Genomic DNA, 26211 nt, shown 5'->3' with positions numbered 1-26211 from the left:
GAATTGACGGAAGCCGAAATTGGCGGCATCATCGTTGTGAAACTTTATTACACCCGCGGGCTGATAGCACTGCTGCCGGAAGTTCGGGCCGGCGTGCCCGCTTTTCCAACGGTTACCGTTTCACGATCATGTCCTTCGATCTGGTTTTCTTCGGCGGTACGGGCGATCTCACGTGGCGCAAGCTGATGCCGGCCCTGTTCCAGGCGTTTCGGCACGGCAAGCTGCCGCCAGGCGGCCGCATCCTCGCGGTCGCGCGCGACGACCAATCCGATGAGCAGTACCGTGTCTGGCTCAAAGAGCGTTTCCAGGAAGTCGACACGCCAAAGCGTCCAAGCGACGAGGAATTCGCCCGTTTCGCCGAGCTGATCTTCTACCGCCGGGTCGACCTGTCGCAGCCGGAGCACTACCAGCGACTGAAGTCCTGGCTGGGCGAGCGCAACGCCGACACCGTGGTGCTCTACCTCGCGACCAGCCCGCACCTGTTCCCGGTCATCTGCGAGCAACTCGGTGCCGCCGGCCTCAACGAGCCTCACATTCGCGTCGTGCTCGAAAAACCGCTCGGCCACGATTTGAAGAGCGCGCAGGAGATCAACCGCGTGGTGCGCTCGGTGTTCGACGAGAACCAGGCGTTCCGCATCGACCACTATCTCGGCAAGCCTTCGGTGCAAAACCTGATGGCGCTGCGCTTCGGCAACGCGCTGTTCGAGCCGCTGTGGCGCCGCGAAAGCATCGCCAACATCCAGATCACGCTGGCAGAGAGCATCGGCGTCGGCACGCGCGGCGACTTCTACGACCGCACCGGTGCCTTGCGCGACATGATCCAGAACCACGCGCTGCAGCTGCTCACGATGATCGCGATGGAGCCGCCGTCCACCAGCGACGCGGACGCCATCCGCGATGAAAAGCTCAAGGTGCTGCGCTCGCTGAAGCCGTTCACTCCCGAAACCGTGGTGCGCGACGTGGTGCGCGGCCAGTACCGTGCCGGCAACGTCGACGGCAAGGCCGTGCCGGGCTATCCGGACGAAGTGAAAGTGCCGCCCGGGAGCCGCTGCGAAACCTTCGTCGCGCTGCGCACCGAGGTGCAGAACTGGCGCTGGGCCGGCGTGCCCTTCTACCTGCGCACCGGCAAGCGCCTGGCCGCACGCGACGCAGAGATCGTCGTCAACTTCCGCCCGGCGCCGCACAGCATCTTTCCCGGCGAGAACCAGCCGAACAAGCTTGTCATCAAGCTGCAGCCGGAAGACGGCCTGGAGCTGCACCTGCTTGCGGCCAAGGGCACCGGCGGCCAGCACGAGACGCTGTCGCCGGTGTTCCTCGACCTCGACTTCGACAAGGCCTTTCCGACGGAGCGCGTCGGTGCCTACGAACGCCTGCTGCTCGATGCGATCGCCGGTCGCCTGAACCTGTTCGTGCGTTCCGACGAGCAGGAGCAGGCGTGGCGCTGGGTCGAGCCCATTCTCGAGGCATGGGGCCGCGACGGCAACGGCCTGCGCGGCTACAACGCCGGCAGCTGGGGTCCACCGGCTGCCAGTGCACTGGTGGCGCGCGACGGTTTCACGTGGTCCGAGGAACAGTGACGAAGCGACCGCTCCCGTGTCGCGCTGAGGAGTAAGACATGCTGGACCGCATCAGGGCGTCGATCCCGGCCTTGCCGCCGGCCGAGCAGCGCGTCGCGAAGCTGGTGCTGGCCGATCCGCGCAGTTTCGCGAGCCTGCCGGTGGCTGAGCTGGCTGAGCGCTCGCACGTGAGCAAACCGACGGTGGTGCGCTTCTGCCGCAGCGTCGGCTACGACGGGCTGGCCGACTTCAAGCTCAAGCTCGCCGGCAGCGTCAATGAGGGCGTGCCCTTCGTGCACCGCTCGGTCGACGAGGACGACAAGCCGTCCGACATCATCGTCAAGGTGATCGACAACACGGTGTCGGCACTGCTGAAGTTCCGCAACGACGCGGCCAGTCACGCGTTCGAACGCGCGATGGAGGCGCTCGCCGAAGCGGGCCGCCAGGGGAGGCGCATCGAGTTCTACGGCGTCGGCAATTCGGGCATCGTCGCGCAGGACGCGCAGCACAAGTTCTTCCGGCTCGGCGTCAATGCGGTGGCCTGCAGCGACGGCCACGTGCAGGTGATGAGCGCGACGATGCTGAAGCCCGGGGACTGCGTCGTGGTGATCTCGAACTCGGGTCGCAGCCGCGACCTGCTCGACGCCGCCGAGATCGCCCGCAAGAAGGGCGCCACCACGATCGTCGTTACCGCCAGCGGTTCGCCGCTGGCGCAACAGGCGCAGATCCTGCTGGCCGCCGACCACCCGGAAGACTACGACCGCTACAGCCCGATGGTCTCGCGCCTGTTGCACCTGATGATCATCGACATCCTGACCACCGGCGTCGCACTGCGCCTGGGTGAGCACCTGCGCCCGATGCTGCAGGAGATCAAGCGCAACCTGCGCGCGAAACGCTACGCCCAACCGGAATGAGCAACGGGGGCCACGGCCCCCGTTTCGTCGCCGGCGAAGCGGCCATCAGCCGGCCGTCGGCAGCAGTTCCCCGATCCCGTACAAGCCCGCCAATTCGCGCAGCTTGGATGGCAGTTGCTGCACCTCGAAGCGCTTGCCGCCGGCGACAGCGAGCCTCTCGCATTCGAGCAGCACCGCGAGTGCCGAAGAGTCGAAATGCCGCAGCGCGCCCGCATCCACGACGAGCCGGTCGCCCGGCTCGCGCTTGAGGCCCTGCTGCAGCATGCGCAGCGTGTCGTTGGCTTCGTCTACGGTCAGACGGTCGGGCAGCAGCAGCATCGGTCCTGACCTTCAGCTCTGGCCGGCGGCAGCCTTGTTACGCTCGGCGAGCTTGTTGATCAAGCCGTCGATGCCGCCCTGGCCGATCTCCTGTGCAAACGTGTTGCGGTAGTTCTCGACCAGCCACACACCCAGCACATTGACGTCGTAGATCTTCCAGCCGGCGGGCGTCTTCTGGAGCCGGTAGTCGACCTGCACCGGCTCACCCTTGCCGCGCACCTCCGTGCGCACGATCACCTCGGTGTCCTCCGGCGCCGCACGCATCGGTTTCATGTGGACCTGCTGGTCCTTCACCTGTGACAACGCGCCGGCATAGGTGCGCATCAGCAACTGCTTGAATTCTTCCTGCAGGCGCTGGCGCTGCTCCGGGGTGGCCTGGCGCCAGTAGCGGCCGACAGCCGAAGCCGTCATGCGCTGGAAGTTCACATGCGGCAGGATCTTGGCGTCGACCAGTGCGACGATGCGCTGCAGGTCGCCCGCCTGGATCGCCTTGTCATTGCGGGCTGTGTCGATCACGTCCTGCGACACCTCGCGGATCAGCGCATCGGGTGCCTGCTGGGCCCAGGCACCGCCGGACACGAACAACACCGCACTGATACACGCTGCAGCAAAACCTCGACGATTCATCACTTTTCCTTTTCCAATGGGGGACTTCCCCTGCAAGCTCAGTCGGTTGAGACCGGCGCGGCGCCCGATGGTTCAACGCTCGGGTCGTCCAGTTCTTCGCCGTCCTCGTAGCTGTCGCCGTTGTCAGGCGGATCGCCGTCGTGGACCAGGTTGAGACGCCGCTGAAGATAGGCGTCGCGAACGAACAGGTAAGGATCGAGCGCAGCGTCGCCGATCATGCTGGTGACCGACAAGGCCCTCGCTCTTGCGTTCACGAGGCGCAGACCGTTCAGGCCGAACTGCGTTTGGGGGTCGTGCCGGAAAGCATAGCCTGCCGCCTTCATGTCGAGCGGCAGCGCTGCCGTGTCGCGCAACGTCGAGGGCCCAAGCAGCGGCAGCACCACGTAGGGCCCGGAACCCATGCCCCAGCGGGCCAGCGTCTGGCCGAAATCCTCGTACTGCGGCTCGATGCCCGCCTCGGTGGCGATATCCAGCAACCCGCCCAGCCCGAGGAAGGTGTTCATGCTGAAGCGCATCGTGTTGCGCAAGCCCGCTTCCGCCTTGAACTGCAGGAAGGCGTTGATGGCCGACCACGCGTCGCTGAGGTTGGAGAAGAAGTGCGTGACGCCGGTGCGCACCGGGCTCGGCACCGTGTCGCGGTAAGCGGTCGCCACCGGCTTGAGCACCGCCCGGTCCACCGCATCGTTGAAGGCATACACCTTGCGGTTCATCGGCTCCAGCGGGTCGCGCGGGTTGCTTGCGCACCCGCCCAGCGCGGCGACGGCCGACACCACGCCCAGCAAACGAAGAAGACTGGACCGGAACTTCACGGCTTGCCCCCCCCGGCCGGTGCGCTCGGACCTTCGGCAGCCCGGTTGTAGAGGAACTGGCTGATCAGGTTCTCGAGCACGACCGCCGACTGCGTCTGCGTGATCACGTCGCCGACCGCCAGATTGCTTTCCTCGGCGCCCGGCTCCAGACCGATGTACTGCTCGCCGAGCAATCCCGAGGTGAGGATTTTGGCCGAACTGTCCTTCGGAAACACGTAGCGCCGCTCCAGTTCGAGCCGCACCCTCGCCTGATAGATCTTGTCGTCGAAGCGGATCGACTCGACGCGCCCGACGACCACCCCTGCACTCTTGACCGGCGCACGCGGCTTCAATCCACCGATGTTGTCGAAGCGGGCGTCGACGTAATAGGTGGGCTCGAACGACAGACTGACCAGGTTGCCGGCCTTCAACGCGAGAAACAACACGGCCGCCGCGCCGATCAGCACGAACAATCCGACCCATATGTCATGACGAGACTTCTGCATCGTCTGCTCTCCTCGGCGGCATCAGCGCCGCCATCCAAGGTTCTTCAGTGGTCCGCCGGCGACAGCGGGTGGTTCCGGCCGTCCACGAGGGCATGCGCCGGCAAAATCCAGGGCCGCCGCGGATCCGGCTCCGCCGGGTCGTCCAAGGCGCCGAAGGTGTTCCATCGCCCTTATATCGAGAACATCAAGGCCGTGAGCACGAAGTCCAGCCCCAGCACCGCCAGCGAAGCCATGACCACGGTGCGCGTGGTGGCGCGAGACACGCCTTCGGGGGTCGGCTTGCAGGCGTAGCCTTGCAGCAGCGCCACGAAAGTGACCGTCACACCGAACACGAAACTCTTGATGATGCCGTTGCCGACGTCGGCCCAGACATCGACGCCGCTTTGCATCTGTGACCAGAAGCCGCCTTCGTCGACACCGATCAGCAGCACGCCGACCACCCAGCCGCCGATGATGCCGACCGCGCTGAACACGGCCGCCAGCAGGGGCATCGCGATCACTCCGGCCCAGAAACGCGGCGCCAGCACGCGTTGCACCGGGTCGACTGCCATCATCTCCATCGCGGTCAGTTGCTCGCCTGCTTTCATCAGGCCGATCTCGGCCGTCAGCGAAGTGCCGGCCCGCCCTGCGAACAACAAGGCGCTGACCACAGGTCCCAGTTCACGCACCAGCGACAGCGCGACGAGCAGCCCGAGCGCTTCGGAAGATCCGTAGCGCTGCAGGGTGTAGTACCCCTGCAACCCGAGTACGAAGCCGACGAACAAGCCCGAGACGGTGATGATCGCCAGCGAATAGTTGCCGAGGAAATGCAGCTGGTCGACCACGAGTCGGCCGCGCGCGAACGCCCGGCCGCCAAGCAGCACCAGCCTGAGAAGCAGCCGCGCGGACCAGCCGATGTCGTTCAGCTTGCTTCTGACCGCGAAACCTACGCGCGAGGGATGCAGGAAGCCCAGCATGGTCAGGCCCTCATGCGGAAATCTTCCGCCACCGATGAAGCCGGGTAGTGGAAGCGCACCGGGCCGTCGGGTTGCGCGTCGACGAACTGCCGGACCAGCGGGTCGCTCGAAGCACGCATCTCGGCCGGTGAGCCCTGTGCCGCGATGCGGCCGTTGGCCAGGAACACGACGTGGTCGGCGATCAGGAAGGTCTCGTCGACGTCATGCGAGACCACGATGCTGGTCACGCCGAGCGTGTCGTTCAGCTGGCGGATCAGCCGTGCCGCGACACCCATCGAAATCGGGTCGAGCCCGGCGAACGGCTCGTCGTACATGATCAGATCCGGGTCGAGCGCGATCGCACGGGCCAGCGCGACACGCCGCGCCATGCCACCCGACACTTCGGCGGGCATCAGGTTCCGCGCACCACGCAGGCCGACAGCGTTGAGCTTCATCAGTACCAGGTCGCGGATCATGCTTTCGGGCAGGCGTGTGTGCTCGCGCAGCGGAAAAGCGACGTTGTCGAACACCGACAGATCGGTGAATAGCGCCCCGAACTGGAACAGCATGCCCATGCGCCGGCGTGCCGCATACAACTGCCGCGGGTCCATGGTGCCCACGTCGGCGCCGTCGAACAGCACCTGGCCGGCCTGAGCCGTCACCTGCCGCCCGATCAACCGCAACACGGTGGTCTTGCCGCCGCCGGAAGCGCCCATCAGAGCGATCACCTTGCCGCGGGGGACCTGCAGGCTCACTTCCTCGAGGATCAAGCGCTCGCCGTAGCCGAAGCTCACGCCGCGCAACTCGACGAGCGGCGTGGTGGGGGTGGGAGCTGAGACGAGGGGAGACATCAGAAGAAGGCCAGTCAACAAAAAGCCGGTGTCATGAAACAACCGGCCGTCGGATGATAGGGGAAAACACTCGGGCCCATGGCGGAGCTCCCCCGTCTGGAGGACCGCCCCGCGGCAGGCATTGTTGCGGCAATCCAACGGCCGCTCGCGCCGCTCATTCTTCGCGGCGCGGTTTAAGACGGCGTTAACCGGCCTGCACCGCAGGCCGGCGGCCGGGCTGTCGGCGCCTTGCGGCAAAGCGACTGCGGCCCGCCCTTTGTGGCGCCTGGCCCGGCGTCAGCGCGGCAGCTCGCTGGCGCCCATCAGGAACTCGTCGACCGCGCGCGCAGCCTGCCGACCCTCGCGAATCGCCCACACCACGAGCGATTGGCCGCGGCGAATGTCACCCGCCGCAAAAACCTTGTCGACGCTGGTCTGGTAGCCGCCCATGAAGTCGGTGCTCGCTCTTGCGTTGCCGCGCGCGTCCTTCTCGACGCCGAAGGATTCGAGCACGCTCGCCACCGGGCTGACGAAGCCCATGGCCAGCAATACGAGGTCGGCCTTGAGCACCTGCTCCGAACCCGGCACCTCGACCATCTTGCCGTCCTTCCACTCGACGCGGACGGTCTTGATCGCGGCAAGCTTGCCGCTGTCCTTTCCTTCCCCGCCCATGAACTCCTTGGTCGCGATCGCGAATTCGCGCTCGCAGCCTTCTTCATGGCTCGACGACGTGCGCAGCTTGTACGGCCAGTACGGCCAGGTCAGCGCCTTGTTCTCGTGCTCAGGCGGCATCGGCATCAGTTCGAACTGCGTCACGCTCGCCGCGCCATGACGGTTGGAGGTACCGACGCAATCCGAGCCGGTGTCGCCGCCGCCGATCACGATCACGTGCTTGCCGGTCGCCATGATCTGGTCCTTGACCTGGTCGCCGGCATTGACGCGGTTCTGCTGCGGCAGGAACTCCATCGCGAAGTGCACGCCGGCCAGGTCGCGACCGGGCGCCGGCAGATCGCGCGGCTGCTCGGCGCCGCCGGCCAGCAGCACAGCGTCGAACTCTTTCGCCAATTGCTCGGGCGACACCGTCTGCTTGGCAAGGTTGGTCACCTTCGAGCCCTCGGGCATCTTGCCGACCAGCACCCCGGTGCGGAAGCTCACGCCCTCGGCCTCCATCTGCTGGACGCGGCGGTCGATCAGCGACTTCTCCATCTTGAAGTCGGGGATACCGTAGCGCAGCAGGCCACCGATGCGGTCGTTCTTCTCGAACACCGTCACGTCATGGCCGACGCGCGCAAGCTGCTGCGCCGCAGCCAGCCCGGCGGGGCCCGAGCCGATCACGGCGACCTTCCTGCCCGTCTTGATCTTCGACGGCTGCGGCGCCACCCAGCCCTCGGCCCAGGCGCGATCGATGATCGCGCGCTCGACCGACTTGATACCGACCGCCTCGTCGTTGAAATTCAGCGTGCAAGCCGCTTCGCACGGCGCGGGGCAGATGCGCCCGGTGAACTCGGGGAAGTTGTTGGTCGAGTGCAGCACGTCGATCGCGCGCTGCCATTCGTTGCGATACACGAGGTCGTTGAAGTCGGGAATGACGTTGTTGACCGGGCAGCCGCTGTTGCAGAACGGAATGCCGCAATCCATGCAGCGCGCCCCCTGCACGCGCGCCTCGTCTTCCTTCAGGCCGATGACGAACTCTTTGTAGTGCTTCAGCCGGGTGGGAGCGGGCTCATACGCCTCTTCGACCCGCTCGTATTCCATGAAGCCAGTGACTTTTCCCATTTCTTACTCCTAAAGTCCGGCCGCTCAGGCCTTGGCCTTGGTGCTCTTGCCGCCGGACTTCTCCGACCCCTTGACGGCCGCCTTCGCGATGGTGGCGTCAGCTTCCTTCTTCGCATTGAGTTCGCCCAGTGCGCGCTTGTACTCGTGCGGGAACACCTTCACGAACTTCGAGCGTGCCTCATTCCAGCGATCGAGGATTTCGCGCGCGCGCAGCGAGCCGGTCCAGCGGTGGTGCTCCTCGATCAGCTTCTTCAGCAGCACTTCGTCGGTCTGGCTCTTGTGCCAGATCGCGGGGTCGATACCCGCTTCCTGTTCCTTCGCGGGCAGCACCTTGTCGAGGGACACCATCGAGGTGTTGCAGCGCGATGCGAACTGGCCGTCCTCGTCGTACACGTAGGCCAGGCCGCCCGACATGCCGGCCGCGAAGTTGCGACCCGTCTTGCCAAGCACCACGACAGTCCCGCCGGTCATGTATTCGCAGCCATGGTCACCGGTACCTTCGACGACCGCGGTCGCGCCTGACAGGCGCACCGCGAAACGCTCGCCGGCGACACCGCGGAAGAAGGCCTCGCCGCTGGTGGCACCGTACAACACCGTGTTGCCGACGATGATGTTCTGCGTCGCGTCGCCGCGGAAGTCGATGCTCGGCCGCACGACCACGCGCCCACCGGACAGGCCTTTGCCGGTGTAGTCATTGGCATCGCCGATCAGGTACATCGTGATGCCCTTCGCGAGGAAGGCGCCGAAGCTCTGGCCGCCGGTGCCTTCCATCTGGATGCGCAGCGTGTCGTCGGGCAGGCCTTCGGGACGATGGCGGATCAGCTCGCCGGACAGCATGGCGCCGACCGTGCGGTTGACGTTGCGCGCAGTCTCGATGAACTGCACCTTCTCGCCCTTCTCGATCGCCGCCTTGGACTTCTCGATCAGCTTGACGTCGAGCGCGCGGTCGAGGCCGTGGTCCTGCATCTCGACGTGGTAGCGCGGCACCTCGGCCGGCACCGTCGGCTGGAAGAAGACGCGGCTGAAATCCAGCCCACGCGCCTTCCAGTGCTCGATGCCCTTCTTCGTGTCGAGCAGGTCGGCGCGGCCGATCAGGTCGTCGAACCTGCGCACGCCCAGCTGAGCCATGATCTGGCGCGCTTCTTCGGCAATGAAGAAGAAGAAGTTGACCACGTGCTCCGGCTTGCCCTGGAACTTGCGGCGCAGCACCGGGTCCTGCGTGGCCACGCCCACTGGGCAGGTGTTCAAGTGGCACTTGCGCATCATGATGCAGCCTTCGACCACCAGCGGAGCGGTGGCGAAGCCGAATTCGTCTGCACCCAGCAGCGCCCCGATCACGACATCGCGGCCGGTCTTCATCTGGCCGTCGGCCTGCACCCGGATGCGGCTGCGCAGACGGTTGAGCACCAGCGTCTGTTGCGTCTCGGCCAGGCCCAGCTCCCACGGCGTGCCCGCATGCTTGATCGATGACCACGGCGAGGCGCCGGTGCCGCCGTCGTGGCCTGCAATCACCACATGGTCGGCCTTGGCCTTCGCGACACCGGCCGCGATCGTACCGACGCCGACTTCCGACACCAGCTTGACGGACACGTCGGCACGGGGGTTCGCGTTCTTCAGGTCGTGGATGAGTTGCGCCAGGTCCTCGATGGAATAGATGTCGTGGTGCGGCGGCGGCGAGATCAGCCCGACGCCCGGCACCGAGTAGCGCAGGAAGCCGATGTAGTCGGACACCTTGCCACCCGGCAGCTGCCCGCCCTCACCGGGCTTGGCGCCCTGGGCCATCTTGATCTGGATCTGGTCGGCCGACACCAGGTACTCGGTCGTGACGCCGAAGCGTCCCGAGGCCACCTGCTTGATCTTCGAGCGCAGCGAGTCTCCGTCCTTCAGCTCGTAGTCGGCCTCGACCACGCCGGCGCCGACCACCTCGGACACCTTCGTGCCCTGCCTGATCGGTATGCCCTTGAGCTCGTTGCGATAACGCGCCGGGTCTTCGCCGCCTTCGCCGGTGTTCGACTTGCCGCCGATGCGGTTCATCGCGATGGCCAGCGTCGAGTGCGCCTCGGTCGAGATCGAGCCGAGCGACATCGCGCCGGTCGCGAAGCGCTTGACGATCTCTGCGGCGGGCTCGACCTCGTCCACGGGAATCGCCTTGCTCGGGTCGACCTTGAACTCGAACAGACCGCGCAGCGTCATGTGGCGGCGCGACTGGTCGTTAATGATCTGCGCGTACTCCTTGTAGGTGTCGAACTTGTTGGCGCGCGCGCTGTGCTGCAGCTTCGCGATCGCATCCGGCGTCCACATGTGTTCTTCGCCACGCACGCGCCAGGCGTATTCGCCGCCGGCATCGAGCATGTTCTGCAGCACCGGGTCGTCGCCGAACGCCGCCACGTGCATGCGGATCGCCTCTTCGGCCACCTCGAACACGCCGATGCCGCCCACCTGCGACGCCGTGCCGCGGAAGTATTTCTCGATCAACTCCTTCTTCAGGCCGATGGCCTCGAAGATCTGCGCGCCGCAGTAGGACATGTAGGTCGATATGCCCATCTTGGACATGATCTTCGACAAGCCCTTGCCGATCGCCTTGACGTAGTTGTAGATTGCCTTCTCGGCCGACAACTCGCCGGGCAGTTCCTTGTGCAGCGCAGCCAGCGTCTCCATCGCGAGATACGGGTGCACGGCTTCGGCCCCGTAGCCCGCGAGCACGGCGAAATGATGCACTTCGCGCGCTGAAGCGGTCTCCACCACAAGACCCGCCGTCGTGCGCAGCCCTTCGCGCACCAGGTGCTGGTGGACCGCCGACAACGCGAGCAGCGCGGGAATGGCCACTTGGGCCCGGTCCATATGGCGGTCGGTGATGATCAGGACGTTGTGGCCGCTCTTGATGGCGTCAACCGCTTCTGCGCACAGGGACGCCAGCTTTGCCTCGACCCCTTCGGGGCCCCAGACCAGCGGGTAGGTGATGTTGAGCCCGTAGCTCCTGAACTTGCCGCCGGTGTGCTTCTCGATCTCGCGCAGGCGAGCCATGTCGTCGAAGTCGAGTATCGGTTGCGACACCTCCAGACGCATCGGAGGGTTCACCGCATTGATGTCCAGCAGGTTGGGCTTGGGACCGATGAAGGACACCAGCGACATCACGATCGCTTCGCGGATCGGGTCGATCGGCGGGTTGGTCACCTGGGCGAACAGCTGCTTGAAGTAGTTGTACAGCGGCTTGTTCTTGCTCGACAGCACGGCCAGCGGCGAGTCGTTCCCCATCGAGCCGATGCCTTCCTCGCCGGCCTGGGCCATCGGGCTCATCAGGAACTTGATGTCTTCCTGTGTGTAGCCGAACGCCTGCTGACGGTCGAGCAGCGATTCCGGGAAGGCCGCCGGGCCGCCGGTCACTTCGATCGTGTCGAGCTTGATGCGGACGTTCTCGATCCACTGCCGGTAGGGCTTGGTCGATGCGTGAAGGTTCTTCAGCTCCTCGTCATCGACGATACGCCCCTGCTCGAAGTCGATCAGGAACATCTTGCCAGGCTGCAGGCGCCACTTCTTGACGATCTTGTTCTCGGGGATGGGCAGCACGCCGCTCTCCGAGGCCATCACGACCAAGTCATCGTCCGTGACGATGTAGCGTGCCGGACGCAAGCCGTTGCGGTCCAGCGTGGCGCCGATCTGCTTGCCGTCGGTGAAGACCATGGCGGCGGGGCCGTCCCAGGGCTCCAGCATTGCGGCGTGGTACTCATAGAACGCGCGACGGCGCTCGTCCATCGTCGCATGCTGCTCCCACGCCTCGGGAATCATCATCATCGCGGCGTGAGCGAGCGGGTAGCCGGCCATGGTCAGCAGCTCGAGCGCGTTGTCGAACGTGGCCGTGTCGGACTGGCCCTCGAAGCTGATCGGATACAGCTTGAGCAGGTCATCCCCCAGCACCGGGGACTTCATCACGCCTTCGCGGGCACGCATCCAGTTGAAGTTGCCCTTGACGGTGTTGATTTCGCCATTGTGCGCAACCATGCGGTACGGGTGCGCGAGCGGCCACTCGGGGAAGGTGTTGGTCGAGAAGCGCTGGTGCACGAGCGCGAGCGCCGACACCGTGCGCGGATCCTGCAGGTCCTTGTAGTAGGTGCCGACCTGGTCTGCCAGCAGCAGGCCCTTGTAGATGATGGTGCGGCACGACATGCTCGGCACGTAGTACTCGCGGCTGTGCGTCAACTTCAGCCGCTGGATCGCACTGGAAGCGGTCTTGCGGATCACGTAGAGCTTGCGCTCCAGTGCATCCGGCACGATGATGTCCGGCCCCCGGCCGATGAAGATCTGGCGGATCACCGGTTCCTTTTCGCGCACGGTCGGTGACATCGGCATGTCCTTGTCGACCGGCACGTCACGCCAGCCGAGCAGCACCTGCCCTTCCGCCCTGACCGCCCGCTCGAGTTCCTGCTCGCACGCCAGGCGCGAAGCATGCTCTTTCGGCAGGAAGATCATGCCGACGCCGTATTCGCCCGGCGGGGGCAGTTCGACGCCTTGCTTCGCCATCTCGGCGCGGAAGTAATCGTCCGGAATCTGGATCAGGATCCCCGCACCATCGCCCATCAGCTTGTCGGCGCCGACAGCGCCGCGGTGGTCGAGGTTCTCCAGGATCTTCAAGCCCTGCTCGACGATGGCGTGGGCCTTCTGGCCCTTGATGTGCGCGACGAAGCCGACGCCGCATGCGTCCTTCTCGTTGGCCGGGTCGTACAAGCCGCTGGCGGCCAACGACTGGATTTCTTCGGGGGCAGCAGCCCCCAGGGCGGCCTTGGTCATGGCGCACTCCGTGTCATCGTTAGGGATAACGCGGAGGATACTTATGCATCAGGTCATGTCAAGCCGGAATAAATGGGGTCGGAACTAATCTAAATCGATGCACCATTGTGATGCATATTAAATGGGGACGGATTCCTTGGTTTTCCGGGGACGCCCCCTTGGCCGGGGCGTCAGTGGCCGAGCGATCTGCCGACTCAACCCGGCAAGGAAGGCGCCGGAACCCAGCGCCCACCCCCTCGTGGCGGCGTCTTCGATACGTTGGGTTTCAGCAGCGCTCAGCCCCTGCTCGAAGCGCTGCCGGTAAGCCGCCTCCCGGTCGAAGGGCGTGTTGCCGAGCTCCCACCAGAGTGCATGCTCGACGACGACCGGATCGACCCGCCGGCCGCTGTGGTGCGGGAAACTCGACCAATGCCAGTGCTCGGCGTGCGCCGCATGACCCCGCCGTTGGGGCGCGGCTTCGACGAACACGGTGCACGCCAGCCACGCGGACCTGGCCTCGATGAGCCCGGCACGGAACCGCCCTTCCCACAGCGCACCGGTCCTGCCGTGTCGGCGGTTGTACCAGGCGACATAGCGGCGCCCGAGCGACTGCATCGTCCGGCTCAAGGCCTGGTTGTCGAGGGGTGTGGCCAGCAGAAGCACCTCGGCCGGAAGCAACGCGTAGGCATGGACGGAGAGGCCATACGTCACCGCATATTCGCGCAGGGTGTCCAGGAAGGTCCGGTAATCAGCCTCCGTCTCGAAGACGGTCTGGCGGTTGTGTCCGCGTTGGACGATCAGATGGGGATGGCCAGGAACTGTCAGACGGGGCAGGCGTGCCATGTATGGTCAGGGCGGAATTACTCTGACCCCATTTTAGCTGCCGACGGCTCAGAAAAGCGCTCGCCCGGTCAGCCGAGCGTGTTCACGAATGGCAAAGCGATCGGTCATCCCCGCGATGTAGTCAGCGACGGCCCGGTGTCGGTCACCCGCGGCGGCGTAGTCTTGCGGCATCTCGGCTGGGCGCTCGACATACGCCGCGAACAGCTCGCGCACGACCTGCTTGCCGCGATCCGTGGTTTCGACGACTTGCGGGTGGCGGTACAGATGCTGACGCAGGAATCGCTTGAGCTCGGCCACCTCCGCACGCATCGTCTCCGTGAAGCGCACCAGTGGCGGCATCAGACGCGCCTCGTCCGCGGTCTGCGGACGGTGCTTCTCGAGCTCGTGCCGGGTGGCTGCAATCACGTCGTAGACCTGGTCGGACAGCATGCGTCGTATTGCCTCGAACAGCACGCGCCGCCCCGCGAGCGCCGGATGCTCGACACACACATGCGCGCGGTAGCGAGCAAACAGCCCGACGCCGTCGAGCTGCTCCAGCGTCAACAGGCCCGAGCGTACGCCATCGTCGATGTCGTGCGCGCTGTAGGCAATCTCGTCAGCCAGGTTGCACAGTTGGGCTTCAAGGCTGGGTTGCGTGCGCTCGATAAAGCGCTGCCCGACGTCACCCAATCGGCGCGCATTGTCCAGCGAGCAGTGTTTGAGGATGCCTTCACGCGTCTCGAAGCTGAGGTTCAAGCCGTCGAAGGACGGATAACGCTCCTCGAGGCGGTCGATCACCCTCAGGCTCTGCAGGTTGTGCTCGAAGCCACCATGCTCACGCATGCATTCATGCAGTGCGTCCTGCCCGGCATGCCCGAAAGGCGTGTGGCCCAGGTCGTGCGCGAGGGCGATTGCCTCGACCAGGTCTTCGTGCAGGCCCAGCGTTCGGGCGATCGACCGGCCAAGCTGGGCCACCTCGAGCGAGTGGGTCAGTCGGGTACGGAACAGGTCGCCTTCATGATTCAGGAACACCTGGGTCTTGTACACCAGCCGGCGAAAAGCCGTGCTGTGCACGATGCGGTCGCGATCCCGCTGGAAGGCGTTGCGAGTCGGTGCTTCCGCTTCGGGGTAGCTGCGCCCCCTGGAATGCTCCGGCCTGCAGGCGTAGGGCGCGAGCATGGCGAACAACGCGTCAGCGCGCGGAGTGAGCCTCGATCACACGGGCCACCAGTTCGTCTGACGCCGGCCGCATGCCGGCCTGCCCCAGGCTCTCGATGACGACAAATCGAATCTCGCCATCCTCGGCCTTCTTGTCCACCCGCATCAGTTCGAGGTAGCGGTCGCCGCTCAGCGTCGCCGGCCCTTGCACAGGCAGCTTTGCGCGCTCGATCACTCGGTGCATACGGTCGACAAAACTTGCCGGCATCAGGCCGAGTTGTGCCGAAAGCTCGCTGGCCATCACCATGCCGCAGCCGACCGCCTCGCCATGCAGCCAAGCGCCATAGCCCAGCCCGGCCTCGATGGCGTGCCCGAAGGTGTGGCCAAAGTTGAGGATCGCGCGCAGACCGCTTTCCCGTTCGTCCTGCCCCACCACCCAGGCCTTGATCTCGCAGGACCGCTTCACGGCATGCGCCAATGCCGCCTTGTCGCGTGCCAGCAGTGCATCGAGGTTGTCCTCGATCCACGCCAGGAACGCGGCATCGGCGATCGGCCCGTACTTGATCACCTCGGCCAGACCGGCCGACAGCTCGCGCTCCGGCAGCGTGTCCAGCACGTCGAGATCGGCGACGACCAGTTGGGGCTGGTAGAACGCCCCGATCATGTTCTTGCCGAGCGGGTGGTTGATCGCGGTCTTGCCGCCGACCGACGAGTCGACCTGCGCCAGCAGCGTGGTCGGAACCTGCACGAAAGGCACGCCGCGCATGTAGCAGGCGGCAGCGAATCCCGTCATATCGCCGACGACGCCGCCGCCGAGGGCGTAGAGGACGGTCTTTCGATCGCACCCGTTGGTGAGCAGTGCATCGAAGATCGTGTTGAGCGTCAGCCAGTTCTTGTGCTCTTCGCCGTCCGGCAGTTCGACACGCAGGACCCGAACATGCCGAGCGGACACCGCGCGCGCGACACTCGATGCATACAACGGCGCGACGCTCGTGTTGGTCACGACCACAGCAACGCCGCCCCGAGGAACGGCGTCGTAGCTCTCGGGCCTGCTCAGCAGGCCCGAGCCGATGCGTATCGGGTAGTCGCGGTCGCCAAGCTGGACCCGGACTTCACAAGTCGCCGACGCTTCTTCCATCTCAGGGAGTGCACGCCTGCGCTGTCGTTCCGGTGTTCGGATTGGCCGGAATATCTGCACGCCACCGGTTGTATCGATACAAGGTCATCTCGCAATTCTCGCCGATCCGAAGATCGAAGAGATGCCAGTAGCGCGCCGAGCCCTCACCCGAGGGTGGGCTGAAAGCCACCACCCGACCGAGGTAGTTCAGTTCGACCCGCGTTGGGGAGCCGGTCATGCCGGGGCTGAAAGTTCCGGAGTAGTTGTGCAGATAGAAGCGGTAGATGCCCACCTTGGGACGGCGAACGGTGGTCACTTCAGGGCCAAAGCCGCTGGTGTCGTCGACGTCCAGGCTGGCGAAAGGTTCGGCCGTGAGCGACCCCTTGTTCACGTAGTAGACGTGGGCACCGCCCGGGACGTGAAGGTGCGAGTCGATGTCTCGGGGGTTCTCGCCCCACGTCAGGCGCACGGTCGCTCCATCCGTCGACGGCAGCGTAAGACAGCCGGTCAGACTCATGTTCTGAGAAGCGGTCGTCACCGATCTGGCGTTCGTTTGATGCGCACCGCGGTTGCCCGAGACGATGAGGTCGCTGTTGGGGCGCACTGTCAGGGAAAACTGCCCCTGGGCGTCGGTCATCGTGTAATTGACGCCGCTGTAGGAGATACCTTCTGCGGCAAGGCTGACGTTGGCCGCCGGAGCGCCGGTATCGTCCTCCACACAGCCGGTGATGGTCACCGAACCGGTCAGCGGCTGCCCGACCATCCATTGACCAAACCTGCCGACGATTGCGGTGTAGTAAGCGGGGGATCCCGCGGTCAGCGTGGCCTGACCCTCCTGCACCCAGCGAGCAGTGGCAGGGTCGAAGTAATACAGGTTGGCCGTCGCCGGGCTCGCACTGCTGCGAGTGCTGACGGGGATGCGCAGCTCGATCTGCGCACCGGCAACGGCTTGGATATCCTGATCGACCGAAACAACGGCTCCCCCAAAGCTCTCCAGAGCATTGGCGCTGCCGTCCGTGTAGTCACCGGACAGCAGATAGCTGTCCGACCCCAACGCAATCCGCGTCACGCGCAGGTCGACGTCGCCCGTGGCACCCACTCCGTCGCCGTCCTCCAGAGCCCCCGCCGGGACGACGGCCCGCAAAGGCGAGGCAGGATCCTGCGTTGTTCCGCCGGCTGCAGCATCGATCGTCTGCGTCGTTCCGTAGGGGATGAGCTTGAACACCGTCAGCGAAGGCACCGCATTCACCACACGTGTCACGCGATAGGTCGTTTCGTAGTTGCTTGCGGCGACCTCCATGATCAACCGATTGGTCGCGGGATGGTCGGCCACCGAGAAGCGGCCTTGGGCATTCGTCGTGTCGTTCACGCCACCGAACGCAACCTGCGCCGAAGACACCGGTTCACCGGTCGAGGCACTGAGCACCGTGCCCTGGACTTCGTCGTTGGAAGGCACGACGGTGGCATCCGGCTCGGGCCGCGTCCCATCGCCTGTCTGGCCCGTCCCCCCGCCGTTGCCCCCGTTGCCGCCTCCGAAATCAGGATCGCCCGCTCCGGGGCTTGCGAACGGAGGGGATCCGGCGCTACCGCCGCCCCCGCCGCAGGACGCTGCAAGAACACCCGCCATGACCAAGATCAGGGCCTGGCTGGAACGCACAAGAACTTCACGCATGATCTGTTTCCCTCGATTGCACGTTTGTTGTTGGCATCACCGAGTGATGCGTTTGTGGACCCGCCGCTGCGCTACGGTGGGCTGTCGTCCATCCCGAGGTGCGGTGGAACGGCCTTGGGGTTCGCCAATTCCACCTGCATCGCGATGATGTTCATGATGGTGCGTACGGACGGTTTACCCGTGTCAACGACGATGTCGGCGATCTGCCGATAGAGCGGCTCGCGCTCTTCCGCCAACTGACGCAGTCGCGACAGGCCATCCGAAACCTGAAGCAGAGGCCGCTTGGTGTCGTGCCGCAGACGGCGCCATAGATCGTCGGCACTGGCGCGCAGGTAGACCACCGTGCAATCACGCTTCAAAGCCGCTCGGTTGGCGGCCCTCAACACCGCGCCTCCGCCGGTGGCCAGGACCATATCGCCGCGCTCGCACAAGCGCTGGAGAACAAACTGCTCCACGTCACGGAAAGCCTCCTCCCCATGCTGGTCGAAGTAAGCCCGAATCGGCATGCCGATTTCGGCTTCAATTTCGTTGTCAGTGTCAACATACGACAAAGCGAGCCTATGCGACAGCTGACGGCCGATGGTGCTCTTTCCGCAACCAGGCAAGCCGACGAGCGCCAACTTCACGACCCATCCGCCGAGGTCAAGCGATCAGCGGACCGCACTTCGGTCAGAGATCACCCGCGGCGTCAGGAAGATGAGCAGTTCGCTCTTGTCCGCCGTCCGGCCCTTGGTCTTGAACAGGTAGCCGAGCACCGGCACATCGCCGAGGAAAGGCACCTTGGAGGTCTCGTCGCGCTCGACCTGCGTGAAGATGCCGCCAATGACCACCGTGCCGCCGTTCTCGATCAGTACCTGCGTCTTCACGTGTTTCGTGTCGATGGCCAGGCCGGCGGGGGTCGAGATGCCGACGCTGTCCTTATTGACATCGACGTCGAGAATGATGTTGCCTTCCGGGGTGATCTGCGGTGTCACCTCGAGCTTCAGGTTGGCCTTGCGAAACTGGATGGCCGTTGCACCACTGGAAGTCGCGGACTGGTAGGGCAATTCCGTACCTTGTTCAATCAGGGCTTTGACTTGGTCGGCCGTGATCACGCGCGGGCTCGACACGATCTTGCCGCGGCCATCGGCTTCAAGGGCTGACAACTCAAGGTTCAGGAAGCGGTTCGCGGTGGCGCTGAACAATGACAAGGCGAACGTCGCCGGATTCTGGCCATTGATCTCTCCAGCCGGCAGGTTGATGAACTGCGTATTCGGGATGTAGCTCTCTTCCGTGATTTCGGCCTGCCCGGTCTGTTCGCCAACGCCCAAGTAGTTACCGGTAACGGAGACCCGGTTGTTCCCGCCCACACCCCAGCCCGGCGTGCCGCCTCGAATGCCGCGCAAGTCCGCCGCGCCGAGCTTCACGCCCAGCTGGCGTCCGAACTTGTCGTCTGCCTCGACGATGCGCGCTTCGATCATCACCTGCCGGACAGGAATGTCGATCTTCGCGATCAGTTGCTGGATCTCTTCGAGCTTCGACGGAATGTCGGTCACGAAAACCTGGTTCGTACGCGTTTCGAAAATCACACTGCCACGCGGCGTGAGGATGGGCTTGGCCTTGCTGGACGACCCCGTCCCTTCGCCCAGCAACCCCTTGGCCACCTCTTCCGCCTTGGTGTAGTTCAACTGGAACGACTGGGTGCGCACGGGCTCGAGCTGGGCCACCTGCGCCTTCGCTTCCAGGTCGAGCTTCTCCTTGGCCGTGATCTCGTCCTTCGGCGCAATCCACAAGACGTTGCCCGACTTGCGCATTCCCAGGCCCTTGGCCTGCAAGATGACGTCGAGTGCCTGATCCCAAGGAACGTCCTTGAGCCGCAGCGTCACGTTGCCCGTCACGGTGTCGCTGGTGACAACGTTGAAGTTCGTGAAGTCGGCGATGACCTGCAGCAGCGCCCGCACTTCGATGTTCTGGAAGTTCAGCGACAGCTTTTCGCCCTGATAGCCTGGGCCCTGCACGAGCTTGTTCGGGTCTTCCTTCACTGGCCGGACTTCGAGCACGAACTGAGTATCGCTCTGGTAGGCGCTGTGTTCCCAGTTGCCTCGCGGCTCGACGACCATGCGAACCCGGTCGCCCACTTGCGACGTCGACACCGATTGCACCGGCGTACCGAAGTCGGTCACATCGAGCCGGCGACGCAGGTTCTCCGGCAGTGTCGACCGCAGGAACTCGACCACCAGGCTCTGCCCTTGTTGGCGAATGTCGACACCCACCTGATTGCTGGGGAGTTCGACGACCACTCGGCCGGCACTGTCCTGGCCCCGCCGGAAGTCGATATCTTTCAATGCCTGCTGCGTCTGGTTGCCGCTTTCCGCGAAATGGACCGGCTCGCTCGACTGAGGCGCCGCAGCGACCTGCCCTTGCGACTCGATCACCAGCAACAGCGTCTTGCCCTGCAACTGTGCGGTGTAATTGGCTGCCTGCTTCAGGTTCAGCACCAGCCGGGTACGCTCACCGGCTTGCGCGACGTTGATCGAACGCAGGTTGCCCTGGTTCAACTCGATTGCCGACCGCCCCATCGCGTTGCCGACGCCGGGCAGATCGATCGCAATGCGTGGAGGCGCCTGGATGGTGAATCCCGACGGCACCTCGGCCAGAGGCTGCGCAAGTTCGATGCGCACCACTTGCGCACCGGATTGCTGCGCACTGTTGATCGATTGAATGGCGTTTTGCGCTTGCGCCCACATCGGCATAGCGAGGAGAGACACCCCCAGTGTCACGGCCCGTAGGAAGTTCATCGTTCGGTTCTCTTGTTTGCCATTCATCGCGCGTTCTCCTGAAGCTGGAGGCTGCTGGTGCGCTCGATCCACTCGCCCGCAGCGTCCTGAACGATCTCCCGGAGAGCGACCTCCGTCTCGGTAATCTTGGTGATACGACCGTAGTTCTGGCCCAGGTAGTCGCCCACCTTGACCTGGTACAACAACTGATCGACCTTCAGCAGTGCGAACTGCCTCCCTTCGCGCGAGACGCTTCCCACCATCGACATGCTGTCGAGCGGATAGGCTTCGAGCGGCTCGCGACGGCGGTTCAACTCGCTTGCCAGCAGCGAGCTCGGCTGCCGGGCTTCCTGCTTCAACGCAACCGTCAGTTTCTGCGCGCTGAACGGCTCGACGGCGTCTGCCGCCGAGTACGCCTCAGGATCGAATTTCTTCGGCGGTTCGAGCGGCGTGACGCTCGGACGAACCTCTCGCTTTTGCTGCTCCATCCATGCCTGCAGCTCCTGCTGGTTGCTCTCGCAACCAGCCAGCAGCAGCATGCACGCAGCAGTCAGCAGCGCCCCCCTCTTGCGGTGCAGAATAGAGATCATTTGTTCTTGCCCCCCTTCTTCGAGGCGGCAGCGGCCTTCGCCGCGCGCTGCGCCTCCAGCTCGGACTGGTCAAGATATCGATAGGTGCGGGCCGTTGCCTCGAGGCTCAGCGCCCCAACAGCGGCATCCTTGTCTTTGGGACGCCCGATGTTCAGTTCGTGCAGCGTCACGATGCGTGAGAGGTTGGCGACGTCAGCCGCGAACGCTCCCATGTCGTGATACCGGCCGGAAATCTTCACCGAGATCGGCAGCTCGGCGTAGTAGTCCTTCACGACGACCTGCCCAGGCTTGAACAGCTCGAACTGCAGACCACGGCCCAGGCCTGCCTGGTTGATGTCGGACAGCAACGCATCCATCTCGGCCTTGCCAGGCAGCTGCTTCTCCAGTTGCGTGACGTACTCTTGCACCTGCAGGCGCTGTTTGCGCAATTCGCCGAGGTTGACGGCCTGCGCCAACTTGCTGCGATAGCTGGACTTGAGTTGGGGCTCCTTGTTGCGCTCGGCCTCGAGAGTGTCGGCTTCACCCGAAAGCAGGAGAAACCAACCGAGGACCACCACGCCGACCGCTGCCGCCAGCCACGCGAGCGCTTTGGGCAGGACAGGCCATTGGCCGGGCTCGTTCGCGTCGAGCCCACGGAATTGCGAGGCGATCTCGTCGGATAGCTCGCTCAGATTGATATTGACGGCCGCTTTTGCCATGGCTGCGCTCCGGTTCAAGACTGCTTGGCGGGAACAGCGCGGGCGCCCGTTCCCGGCGGAGCGACGGGAACGTCCCCGTCCTTGGCGACCGCGTCCTGCGGGCGCTTCAGCGATACGCGCATCGAGAATTCGAACAGACGTCTCTGCTCGGCTTCACGCCCGCGCTTGTCCGCAGCTTGCACATTGGCAGCCTTGATCTCCACCAACTCCGGGCGCTCCAGCCACGGCGAGTTGTACGCGGTGTTGCGCAGCAGTTCAGACACACGCTCGTTCGTCTGCGCAACCCCGGTGACCGTGACGGTCTGCCCGGTCTGCTTGATGTTGCTCAGGTACACGCCCTCGGGGGTCTGCTTGACGAGTTCGTTCAACAGATGCACCGGCATGTTGCGGTCGGTCTGCAGATCTTCCACGGCGCGCTGACGCGCCTTCAGTGCGTCGATCTCGGCGCGCAACGTCGCGATGTCCTTGATCTGCTCGTCGAGTTTTTTGATCTCGGCGGTCAGATAGGCGTTGCGCTCCTGCTGGTTGGAGATCAGTTGCTGCAGCACCGTGTACCAGCCGCCGACCACCAGCGCGCCAGCAACGGCCGAAAGGCCCAGCGCAGCAAAAAACGCCTGCTTGCGGCGTCGCCGCTTCTCTTCCCGGTGGGGAAGCAGGTTGATCAGAATCATTGGAGGAATCTCCGCATCGCGAGGCCACAGGCCGTCAGGTAGGACGGCGCCTCCCGGCGCAGCTTGCTCTCACGCACGCTGGAACCGAGCTTCATGCCGTCGAAGGGATTGACGACCATCGACGCGAAACCGGTTTGCTCCGTCACGCGTTCCTTCAGACCGGGCAGCGCGGCGCTGCCGCCGGCGAGCATCACGTAGTGCACCTTGTGGTGAGGCGTGCTCGTGAAGAAGTACTGCAGTGCGCGGCCGATCTCCTGAGACAGGCTGTCGACGAAAGGCGTCAAGATGGACTGCTCGTAGTCTTCCGGCAGGTCGCCGGCAAGCTTCTTCTGTTCGGCCTCTTCGAACGAGAACCCGTACTGGCGAGAGATCAGTTGCGTCAACTGCGAGCCGCCGAAGGCCTGGTCGCGGTCATAGAGGAGTTCGTCGTCGCGCAGCACCTTCAAGCTGGTCGTCTCGGCGCCGATCTCGAACAGCGCAACCAGCGAGTCCTTGCCTTCGTTCGGCAACGTGGTCACCAGCCGACCCATCGCCAGGCGCGATGCATGAGACTCGATGTCCAGCACCACCGGCTTCAATCCGGCCGCCTCGGCCAGACCCTGCCGATCCTGCACCCGATCCTTGCGAGACGCCGCGATCAGCACTTCGACGTCGCCCACGGAGGTGGGGCTGGGCCCGACCACGCAGAAATCGAGGCTCACTTCGTCGAGCGAGAAGGGGATGTACTGGTTGGCCTCGGATTCGACCTGCATCTCCAGTTCTTCCTCGCGCAAGCCGGCCGGCAGCATGATCTTCTTCGTGATCACGGCCGACTGCGGCATGGCCATCGCGACATGCTTGGTACGCGTGCCGCTTTTGACGACCACGCGCCGCACGGCGTCGGCCACCTCGTCGAACTTCTCGATCTGCCCATCGGCGATCCAGCCCTTTTCGAAACTTTCCGTTGCGAAACGTTCGACAACGTACTCGCCCGAAGTACTTTGGGCCAACTCGACCAGCTTGACACTCGACGAACTGATGTCGAGCCCGACAAGCGGCGCGTGCTTGCGGCCTAGCAAAACGTCAAGAAAACTCACGGGTCCCCCAACGCGCAAGAGGTGCGCCGGATTGTTAATAAGTTACTTCAATGCTAGCAGTAAACCCCTTGTGCAACAAAGATTTTTTCACGGTTTGGCCGTTTCTTTCGAGTCATAAAAAGGGCTCCTCAAACCGCGATTTCGGGTGAACCCTGAGACACGCCGTTGCTTTGAAACTGGGCGTGTCAAACCTTGCCAAATGCGACGGGATTTAACCAAACTGCCCCATGAGTCGATTTCTATAATGAGTGGTGCCTCATAGGAACGACATGACAGACTCTGCGCGCCCGCGCTCGAAAGGCGGCGGTGCCGGCCACTCCCTGCCCTCCTCGGCACGCTGGCTGCTCAAAGGACTCTCCTGGGTCTTCGGCGTGGCTCTTGCCGGCGCTTTCGGCGTCTTGATGGTCGCGGCGATCTCGCTCGCGGTGGCCTACCCGAACCTGCCCGAGATCAGTGGGCTGATGGACTACCGGCCGAAACTGCCGATGCGGGTCTACTCGGCTGACAGCGTGCTGATCGGTGAGTACGGCGAGGAGAGGCGCAAGTTCGTGCCGATCCGCAACATCCCGAAGGTCATGCAGCAGGCCGTGCTCGCGATCGAGGACGCCCGCTTCTACGAACACAGTGGGGTCGACTACCTCGGTGTGGTGCGTGCGGGCCTGAGGAACTTCGGTGAAACGCGCAGCCAGGGCGCGTCGACGATCACGATGCAGGTGGCGCGCAACTTCTACCTGTCGACCGAGCGCACCTTCACCCGCAAGATCTATGAGGTGTTGCTGGCACTGAAGATCGAGAGCCTGCTCAGCAAGGACCAGATCCTTGAGCTCTACATGAACCAGATCTATCTGGGCCAGCGGGCATACGGGTTCGCCGCCGCCAGTGAAACCTATTTCGGTAAACCGCTGAAAGACATCACGATCGCCGAAGCAGCCATGCTTGCAGGACTGCCGAAGGCGCCTTCGGCCTACAACCCGGTTGTCAATCCCAAACGGGCCGGTGTACGGCAGCGCTACATCATTTCGCGCATGCTCGAGAACGGCTTCATCACGCAGGCCCAGCACGACGCGGCGCTGTCCGAGCAACTGAAGTACCACCAGAACGTCGCGCCGCCCGTGCATGCAGAGTACGTGGCTGAAACGGCGCGGCAGCTGATCTACAACCAGTATGGCGAGGAAGCCTATACGCGCGGACTGAACGTCTACACGACGATCGAGACCGGCGACCAGACCGCTGCTTACCGGGCACTGCGCAGCGGAATCATCGACTACGAGCGACGCCAGCACTACCGCGGCCCCGAAGGTTATGTCGATCTGCCGAAGAATCCGGCCGAACTCGACGCGCGCATCGCGGAGGCGCTGGTCGACCATCCGGACAACGATGAGATCCGGGCGGCCGTGGCCATCGAGGTGAGTCCGAAGAAGGTCCTCGCCGTGCTGCAGAACGGCGAGGACGTCACGATCACCGGGACCGGCTTGCGTCCGGCCCAATCGGGGTTGTCGGAGAACGCCAATCCGAAGGTGAAGATCCGCCCGGGCGCCGTGATCCGGCTGGTCAGCGACGCGAAGGGCAACTGGTCGATCACACAGCTGCCGGAGGTCGAAGGCGCCTTGGTATCGCTCGACCCCCGCACCGGCGCGGTGCGTGCGATGGTCGGTGGCTTCGACTATGCAAAGAGCAAGTTCAACCACGTCACGCAGGCCTGGCGGCAGCCTGGCTCGAGCTTCAAGCCCTTCATCTATTCGGCATCGCTGGAGAAAGGCTTCACGCCCGCCACAGTGATCAACGATGCACCGCTGTTCTTCGATGCCGGCACCACCGGCAGCCAGCCGTGGGAACCCAAGAACTACGATGGCACCTTCGATGGGCCGATGTCGATGCGGCGGGCGTTGGCCAAGTCCAAGAACATGGTGTCGATCCGCCTGCTGCAGGCGATCGGCCCGTCGTACGGCCAGGAATGGGCGCGCAACTTCGGCTTCGACGCCGACAAGCACCCGGCCTACCTCACGATGGCGCTCGGCTCCGGCTCGGTCACGCCGCTGCAGATGGCTTCGGCCTACGCGGTGTTCGCCAATGGCGGCTATCGCGTCAGCCCCCATCTCGTGACCCGCGTGACCGATACCAAGGGCACCGTGCTGGTCGACCGCTCGCCGACGCCCGTCGACGAATCGGCGCGCGCGATCGACCCGCGCAACGCCTTCGTGATGAGCAGCCTCCTGCAGGAGGTGACGCGCTCCGGCACCGCGGCCAAGGCCCAGGCGACGCTCAAGCGGCCCGACCTTTACGGCAAGACCGGCACCACCAACGACGCCCTCGATGCATGGTTCGCCGGCTACCAGCCCAGTCTGGTCAGCGTCGTCTGGATCGGCTACGACAACCCGCGCAAGCTCGGCTCGCGCGAAACGGGCGGTGGCCTCGCGCTGCCGATCTGGATCGACTACATGGCCTACGCGCTGAAGGGTGTCCCGGTGCAGCAGCCGTCGCCGCCGCCGGGTCTTGCGAACATCGGCGGCGAGTGGTTCTACGAGGAATTCACCCAGGGCGCCGGCGTCGCGAGCCTCGGGCTGGAAGATCAACTGCCGACGATGCCCACCGAGGACGAGCGCCGCAGTATCCTGGACCTGTTCAAGAACTGACGCG

The 26211-nt window shown here is 64.5% G+C and carries 21 protein-coding genes; 3 read left to right on the top strand and 18 right to left on the bottom strand.

What is annotated here, in order from left to right; translation table 11 throughout:
* Positions 1-128: 128 nt before the first annotated feature.
* Positions 129-1577: a glucose-6-phosphate dehydrogenase gene (gene zwf / locus M8A51_RS03485; protein ID WP_251776735.1), complete on the top strand. Its 1449-nt coding sequence runs from the start codon at positions 129-131 to the stop codon at positions 1575-1577.
* 38 nt (positions 1578-1615) lie between these two features.
* A complete protein-coding gene (locus M8A51_RS03480) occupies positions 1616-2470 on the top strand; it encodes a MurR/RpiR family transcriptional regulator (RefSeq protein ID WP_251776734.1) in 855 nt (284 codons plus the stop codon).
* Positions 2471-2515: 45 nt separating this feature from the next.
* On the opposite strand, the gene M8A51_RS03475 is transcribed toward M8A51_RS03480, so the two are convergent.
* The 18 genes from M8A51_RS03475 to M8A51_RS03390 form a co-directional block, all read right to left on the bottom strand.
* Positions 2516-2788 carry an STAS domain-containing protein gene (locus M8A51_RS03475; RefSeq protein WP_251776733.1) on the bottom strand — a complete coding sequence of 91 codons (273 nt, stop codon included), beginning with the start codon at positions 2786-2788 and terminating at the stop codon, positions 2516-2518.
* A 12-nt stretch (positions 2789-2800) separates the two neighbouring features.
* Positions 2801-3415 (bottom strand): MlaC/ttg2D family ABC transporter substrate-binding protein, encoded by a 615-nt coding sequence (locus tag M8A51_RS03470; protein ID WP_251776732.1) that lies wholly within the window; start codon positions 3413-3415, stop codon positions 2801-2803.
* A 38-nt stretch (positions 3416-3453) separates the two neighbouring features.
* A complete protein-coding gene (locus tag M8A51_RS03465) occupies positions 3454-4224 on the bottom strand; it encodes an MlaA family lipoprotein (RefSeq protein ID WP_251776731.1) in 771 nt (256 codons plus the stop codon).
* Positions 4221-4709 carry an outer membrane lipid asymmetry maintenance protein MlaD gene (gene mlaD, locus M8A51_RS03460; protein WP_251776730.1) on the bottom strand — a complete coding sequence of 163 codons (489 nt, stop codon included), beginning with the start codon at positions 4707-4709 and terminating at the stop codon, positions 4221-4223. The genes M8A51_RS03465 and mlaD overlap by 4 nt, the downstream gene beginning before the upstream one ends.
* Positions 4710-4879: 170 nt before the next feature.
* Positions 4880-5665, bottom strand: a complete 786-nt coding sequence (mlaE, locus tag M8A51_RS03455) for a lipid asymmetry maintenance ABC transporter permease subunit MlaE (protein ID WP_407062199.1) — start codon at positions 5663-5665, stop codon at positions 4880-4882.
* Positions 5666-5667: 2 nt separating this feature from the next.
* Positions 5668-6495, bottom strand: a complete 828-nt coding sequence (locus tag M8A51_RS03450; RefSeq protein ID WP_251776729.1) for an ABC transporter ATP-binding protein — start codon at positions 6493-6495, stop codon at positions 5668-5670.
* 276 nt (positions 6496-6771) lie between these two features.
* Positions 6772-8250, bottom strand: a complete 1479-nt coding sequence (locus tag M8A51_RS03445) for a glutamate synthase subunit beta (protein WP_251776728.1) — start codon at positions 8248-8250, stop codon at positions 6772-6774.
* A gap of 24 nt (positions 8251-8274) precedes the next feature.
* Positions 8275-13035 carry a glutamate synthase-related protein gene (locus tag M8A51_RS03440; RefSeq protein ID WP_251776727.1) on the bottom strand — a complete coding sequence of 1587 codons (4761 nt, stop codon included), beginning with the start codon at positions 13033-13035 and terminating at the stop codon, positions 8275-8277.
* A gap of 117 nt (positions 13036-13152) precedes the next feature.
* Positions 13153-13857: a transposase gene (locus M8A51_RS03435; RefSeq protein ID WP_251776726.1), complete on the bottom strand. Its 705-nt coding sequence runs from the start codon at positions 13855-13857 to the stop codon at positions 13153-13155.
* 48 nt (positions 13858-13905) lie between these two features.
* Positions 13906-15015 carry a deoxyguanosinetriphosphate triphosphohydrolase gene (locus tag M8A51_RS03430; RefSeq protein ID WP_251776725.1) on the bottom strand — a complete coding sequence of 370 codons (1110 nt, stop codon included), beginning with the start codon at positions 15013-15015 and terminating at the stop codon, positions 13906-13908.
* A gap of 13 nt (positions 15016-15028) precedes the next feature.
* On the bottom strand, positions 15029-16132 hold the full coding sequence (gene aroB / locus M8A51_RS03425; protein ID WP_251776724.1) for a 3-dehydroquinate synthase: 1104 nt from the start codon (positions 16130-16132) through the stop codon (positions 15029-15031).
* Between the two features lies 1 nt (position 16133).
* Positions 16134-17783 carry a hypothetical protein gene (locus M8A51_RS03420; RefSeq protein ID WP_251776723.1) on the bottom strand — a complete coding sequence of 550 codons (1650 nt, stop codon included), beginning with the start codon at positions 17781-17783 and terminating at the stop codon, positions 16134-16136.
* 71 nt (positions 17784-17854) lie between these two features.
* A complete protein-coding gene (locus M8A51_RS03415) occupies positions 17855-18409 on the bottom strand; it encodes a shikimate kinase (protein WP_251776722.1) in 555 nt (184 codons plus the stop codon).
* Positions 18410-18433: 24 nt separating this feature from the next.
* Positions 18434-20587, bottom strand: a complete 2154-nt coding sequence (gene pilQ / locus M8A51_RS03410; RefSeq protein WP_407062206.1) for a type IV pilus secretin PilQ — start codon at positions 20585-20587, stop codon at positions 18434-18436.
* Positions 20584-21078 carry a pilus assembly protein PilP gene (locus M8A51_RS03405; RefSeq protein ID WP_251776721.1) on the bottom strand — a complete coding sequence of 165 codons (495 nt, stop codon included), beginning with the start codon at positions 21076-21078 and terminating at the stop codon, positions 20584-20586. The genes pilQ and M8A51_RS03405 overlap by 4 nt, the downstream gene beginning before the upstream one ends.
* A gap of 47 nt (positions 21079-21125) precedes the next feature.
* On the bottom strand, positions 21126-21827 hold the full coding sequence (locus M8A51_RS03400; protein WP_251776720.1) for a type IV pilus inner membrane component PilO: 702 nt from the start codon (positions 21825-21827) through the stop codon (positions 21126-21128).
* Positions 21828-21841: 14 nt separating this feature from the next.
* Positions 21842-22498: a PilN domain-containing protein gene (locus tag M8A51_RS03395; RefSeq protein ID WP_251776719.1), complete on the bottom strand. Its 657-nt coding sequence runs from the start codon at positions 22496-22498 to the stop codon at positions 21842-21844.
* On the bottom strand, positions 22495-23574 hold the full coding sequence (locus tag M8A51_RS03390; RefSeq protein ID WP_251776718.1) for a pilus assembly protein PilM: 1080 nt from the start codon (positions 23572-23574) through the stop codon (positions 22495-22497). The genes M8A51_RS03395 and M8A51_RS03390 overlap by 4 nt, the downstream gene beginning before the upstream one ends.
* 269 nt (positions 23575-23843) lie before the next feature.
* Here M8A51_RS03390 and M8A51_RS03385 point away from each other — a divergent pair, with 269 nt between their 5' ends.
* On the top strand, positions 23844-26207 hold the full coding sequence (locus M8A51_RS03385; protein ID WP_251776717.1) for a penicillin-binding protein 1A: 2364 nt from the start codon (positions 23844-23846) through the stop codon (positions 26205-26207).
* The last annotated feature ends 4 nt before the right edge of the window (positions 26208-26211 follow it).

The organism is Caldimonas mangrovi (assembly GCF_023721835.1).
Classification (GTDB): Bacteria; Pseudomonadota; Gammaproteobacteria; order Burkholderiales; family Burkholderiaceae_C; genus Caldimonas; species Caldimonas mangrovi.
The sequence above is the reverse complement of the archived record's forward strand: the minus strand, read 5'-3'. Positions and strand labels throughout refer to the sequence as shown.

Bases quoted from the DNA above. Each gene is read 5' to 3' on its own strand.
- zwf (WP_251776735.1), top strand. From the start codon at position 129: ATGTCCTTCGATCTGGTTTTCTTCGGCGGTACGGGCGATCTCACGTGG.
- M8A51_RS03480 (WP_251776734.1), top strand. From the start codon at position 1,616: ATGCTGGACCGCATCAGGGCGTCGATCCCGGCCTTGCCGCCGGCCGAG.
- M8A51_RS03475 (WP_251776733.1), bottom strand. From the start codon at position 2,788: ATGCTGCTGCTGCCCGACCGTCTGACCGTAGACGAAGCCAACGACACG.
- M8A51_RS03470 (WP_251776732.1), bottom strand. From the start codon at position 3,415: ATGAATCGTCGAGGTTTTGCTGCAGCGTGTATCAGTGCGGTGTTGTTC.
- mlaD (WP_251776730.1), bottom strand. From the start codon at position 4,709: ATGCAGAAGTCTCGTCATGACATATGGGTCGGATTGTTCGTGCTGATC.
- mlaE (WP_407062199.1), bottom strand. From the start codon at position 5,665: ATGCTGGGCTTCCTGCATCCCTCGCGCGTAGGTTTCGCGGTCAGAAGC.
- M8A51_RS03450 (WP_251776729.1), bottom strand. From the start codon at position 6,495: ATGTCTCCCCTCGTCTCAGCTCCCACCCCCACCACGCCGCTCGTCGAG.
- M8A51_RS03445 (WP_251776728.1), bottom strand. From the start codon at position 8,250: ATGGGAAAAGTCACTGGCTTCATGGAATACGAGCGGGTCGAAGAGGCG.
- M8A51_RS03440 (WP_251776727.1), bottom strand. From the start codon at position 13,035: ATGACCAAGGCCGCCCTGGGGGCTGCTGCCCCCGAAGAAATCCAGTCG.
- M8A51_RS03435 (WP_251776726.1), bottom strand. From the start codon at position 13,857: ATGGCACGCCTGCCCCGTCTGACAGTTCCTGGCCATCCCCATCTGATC.
- M8A51_RS03430 (WP_251776725.1), bottom strand. From the start codon at position 15,015: ATGCTCGCGCCCTACGCCTGCAGGCCGGAGCATTCCAGGGGGCGCAGC.
- aroB (WP_251776724.1), bottom strand. From the start codon at position 16,132: ATGGAAGAAGCGTCGGCGACTTGTGAAGTCCGGGTCCAGCTTGGCGAC.
- M8A51_RS03420 (WP_251776723.1), bottom strand. From the start codon at position 17,783: ATGCGTGAAGTTCTTGTGCGTTCCAGCCAGGCCCTGATCTTGGTCATG.
- pilQ (WP_407062206.1), bottom strand. From the start codon at position 20,587: ATGAATGGCAAACAAGAGAACCGAACGATGAACTTCCTACGGGCCGTG.
- M8A51_RS03405 (WP_251776721.1), bottom strand. From the start codon at position 21,078: ATGCTGCTGCTGGCTGGTTGCGAGAGCAACCAGCAGGAGCTGCAGGCA.
- M8A51_RS03400 (WP_251776720.1), bottom strand. From the start codon at position 21,827: ATGGCAAAAGCGGCCGTCAATATCAATCTGAGCGAGCTATCCGACGAG.
- M8A51_RS03395 (WP_251776719.1), bottom strand. From the start codon at position 22,498: ATGATTCTGATCAACCTGCTTCCCCACCGGGAAGAGAAGCGGCGACGC.
- M8A51_RS03385 (WP_251776717.1), top strand. From the start codon at position 23,844: ATGACAGACTCTGCGCGCCCGCGCTCGAAAGGCGGCGGTGCCGGCCAC.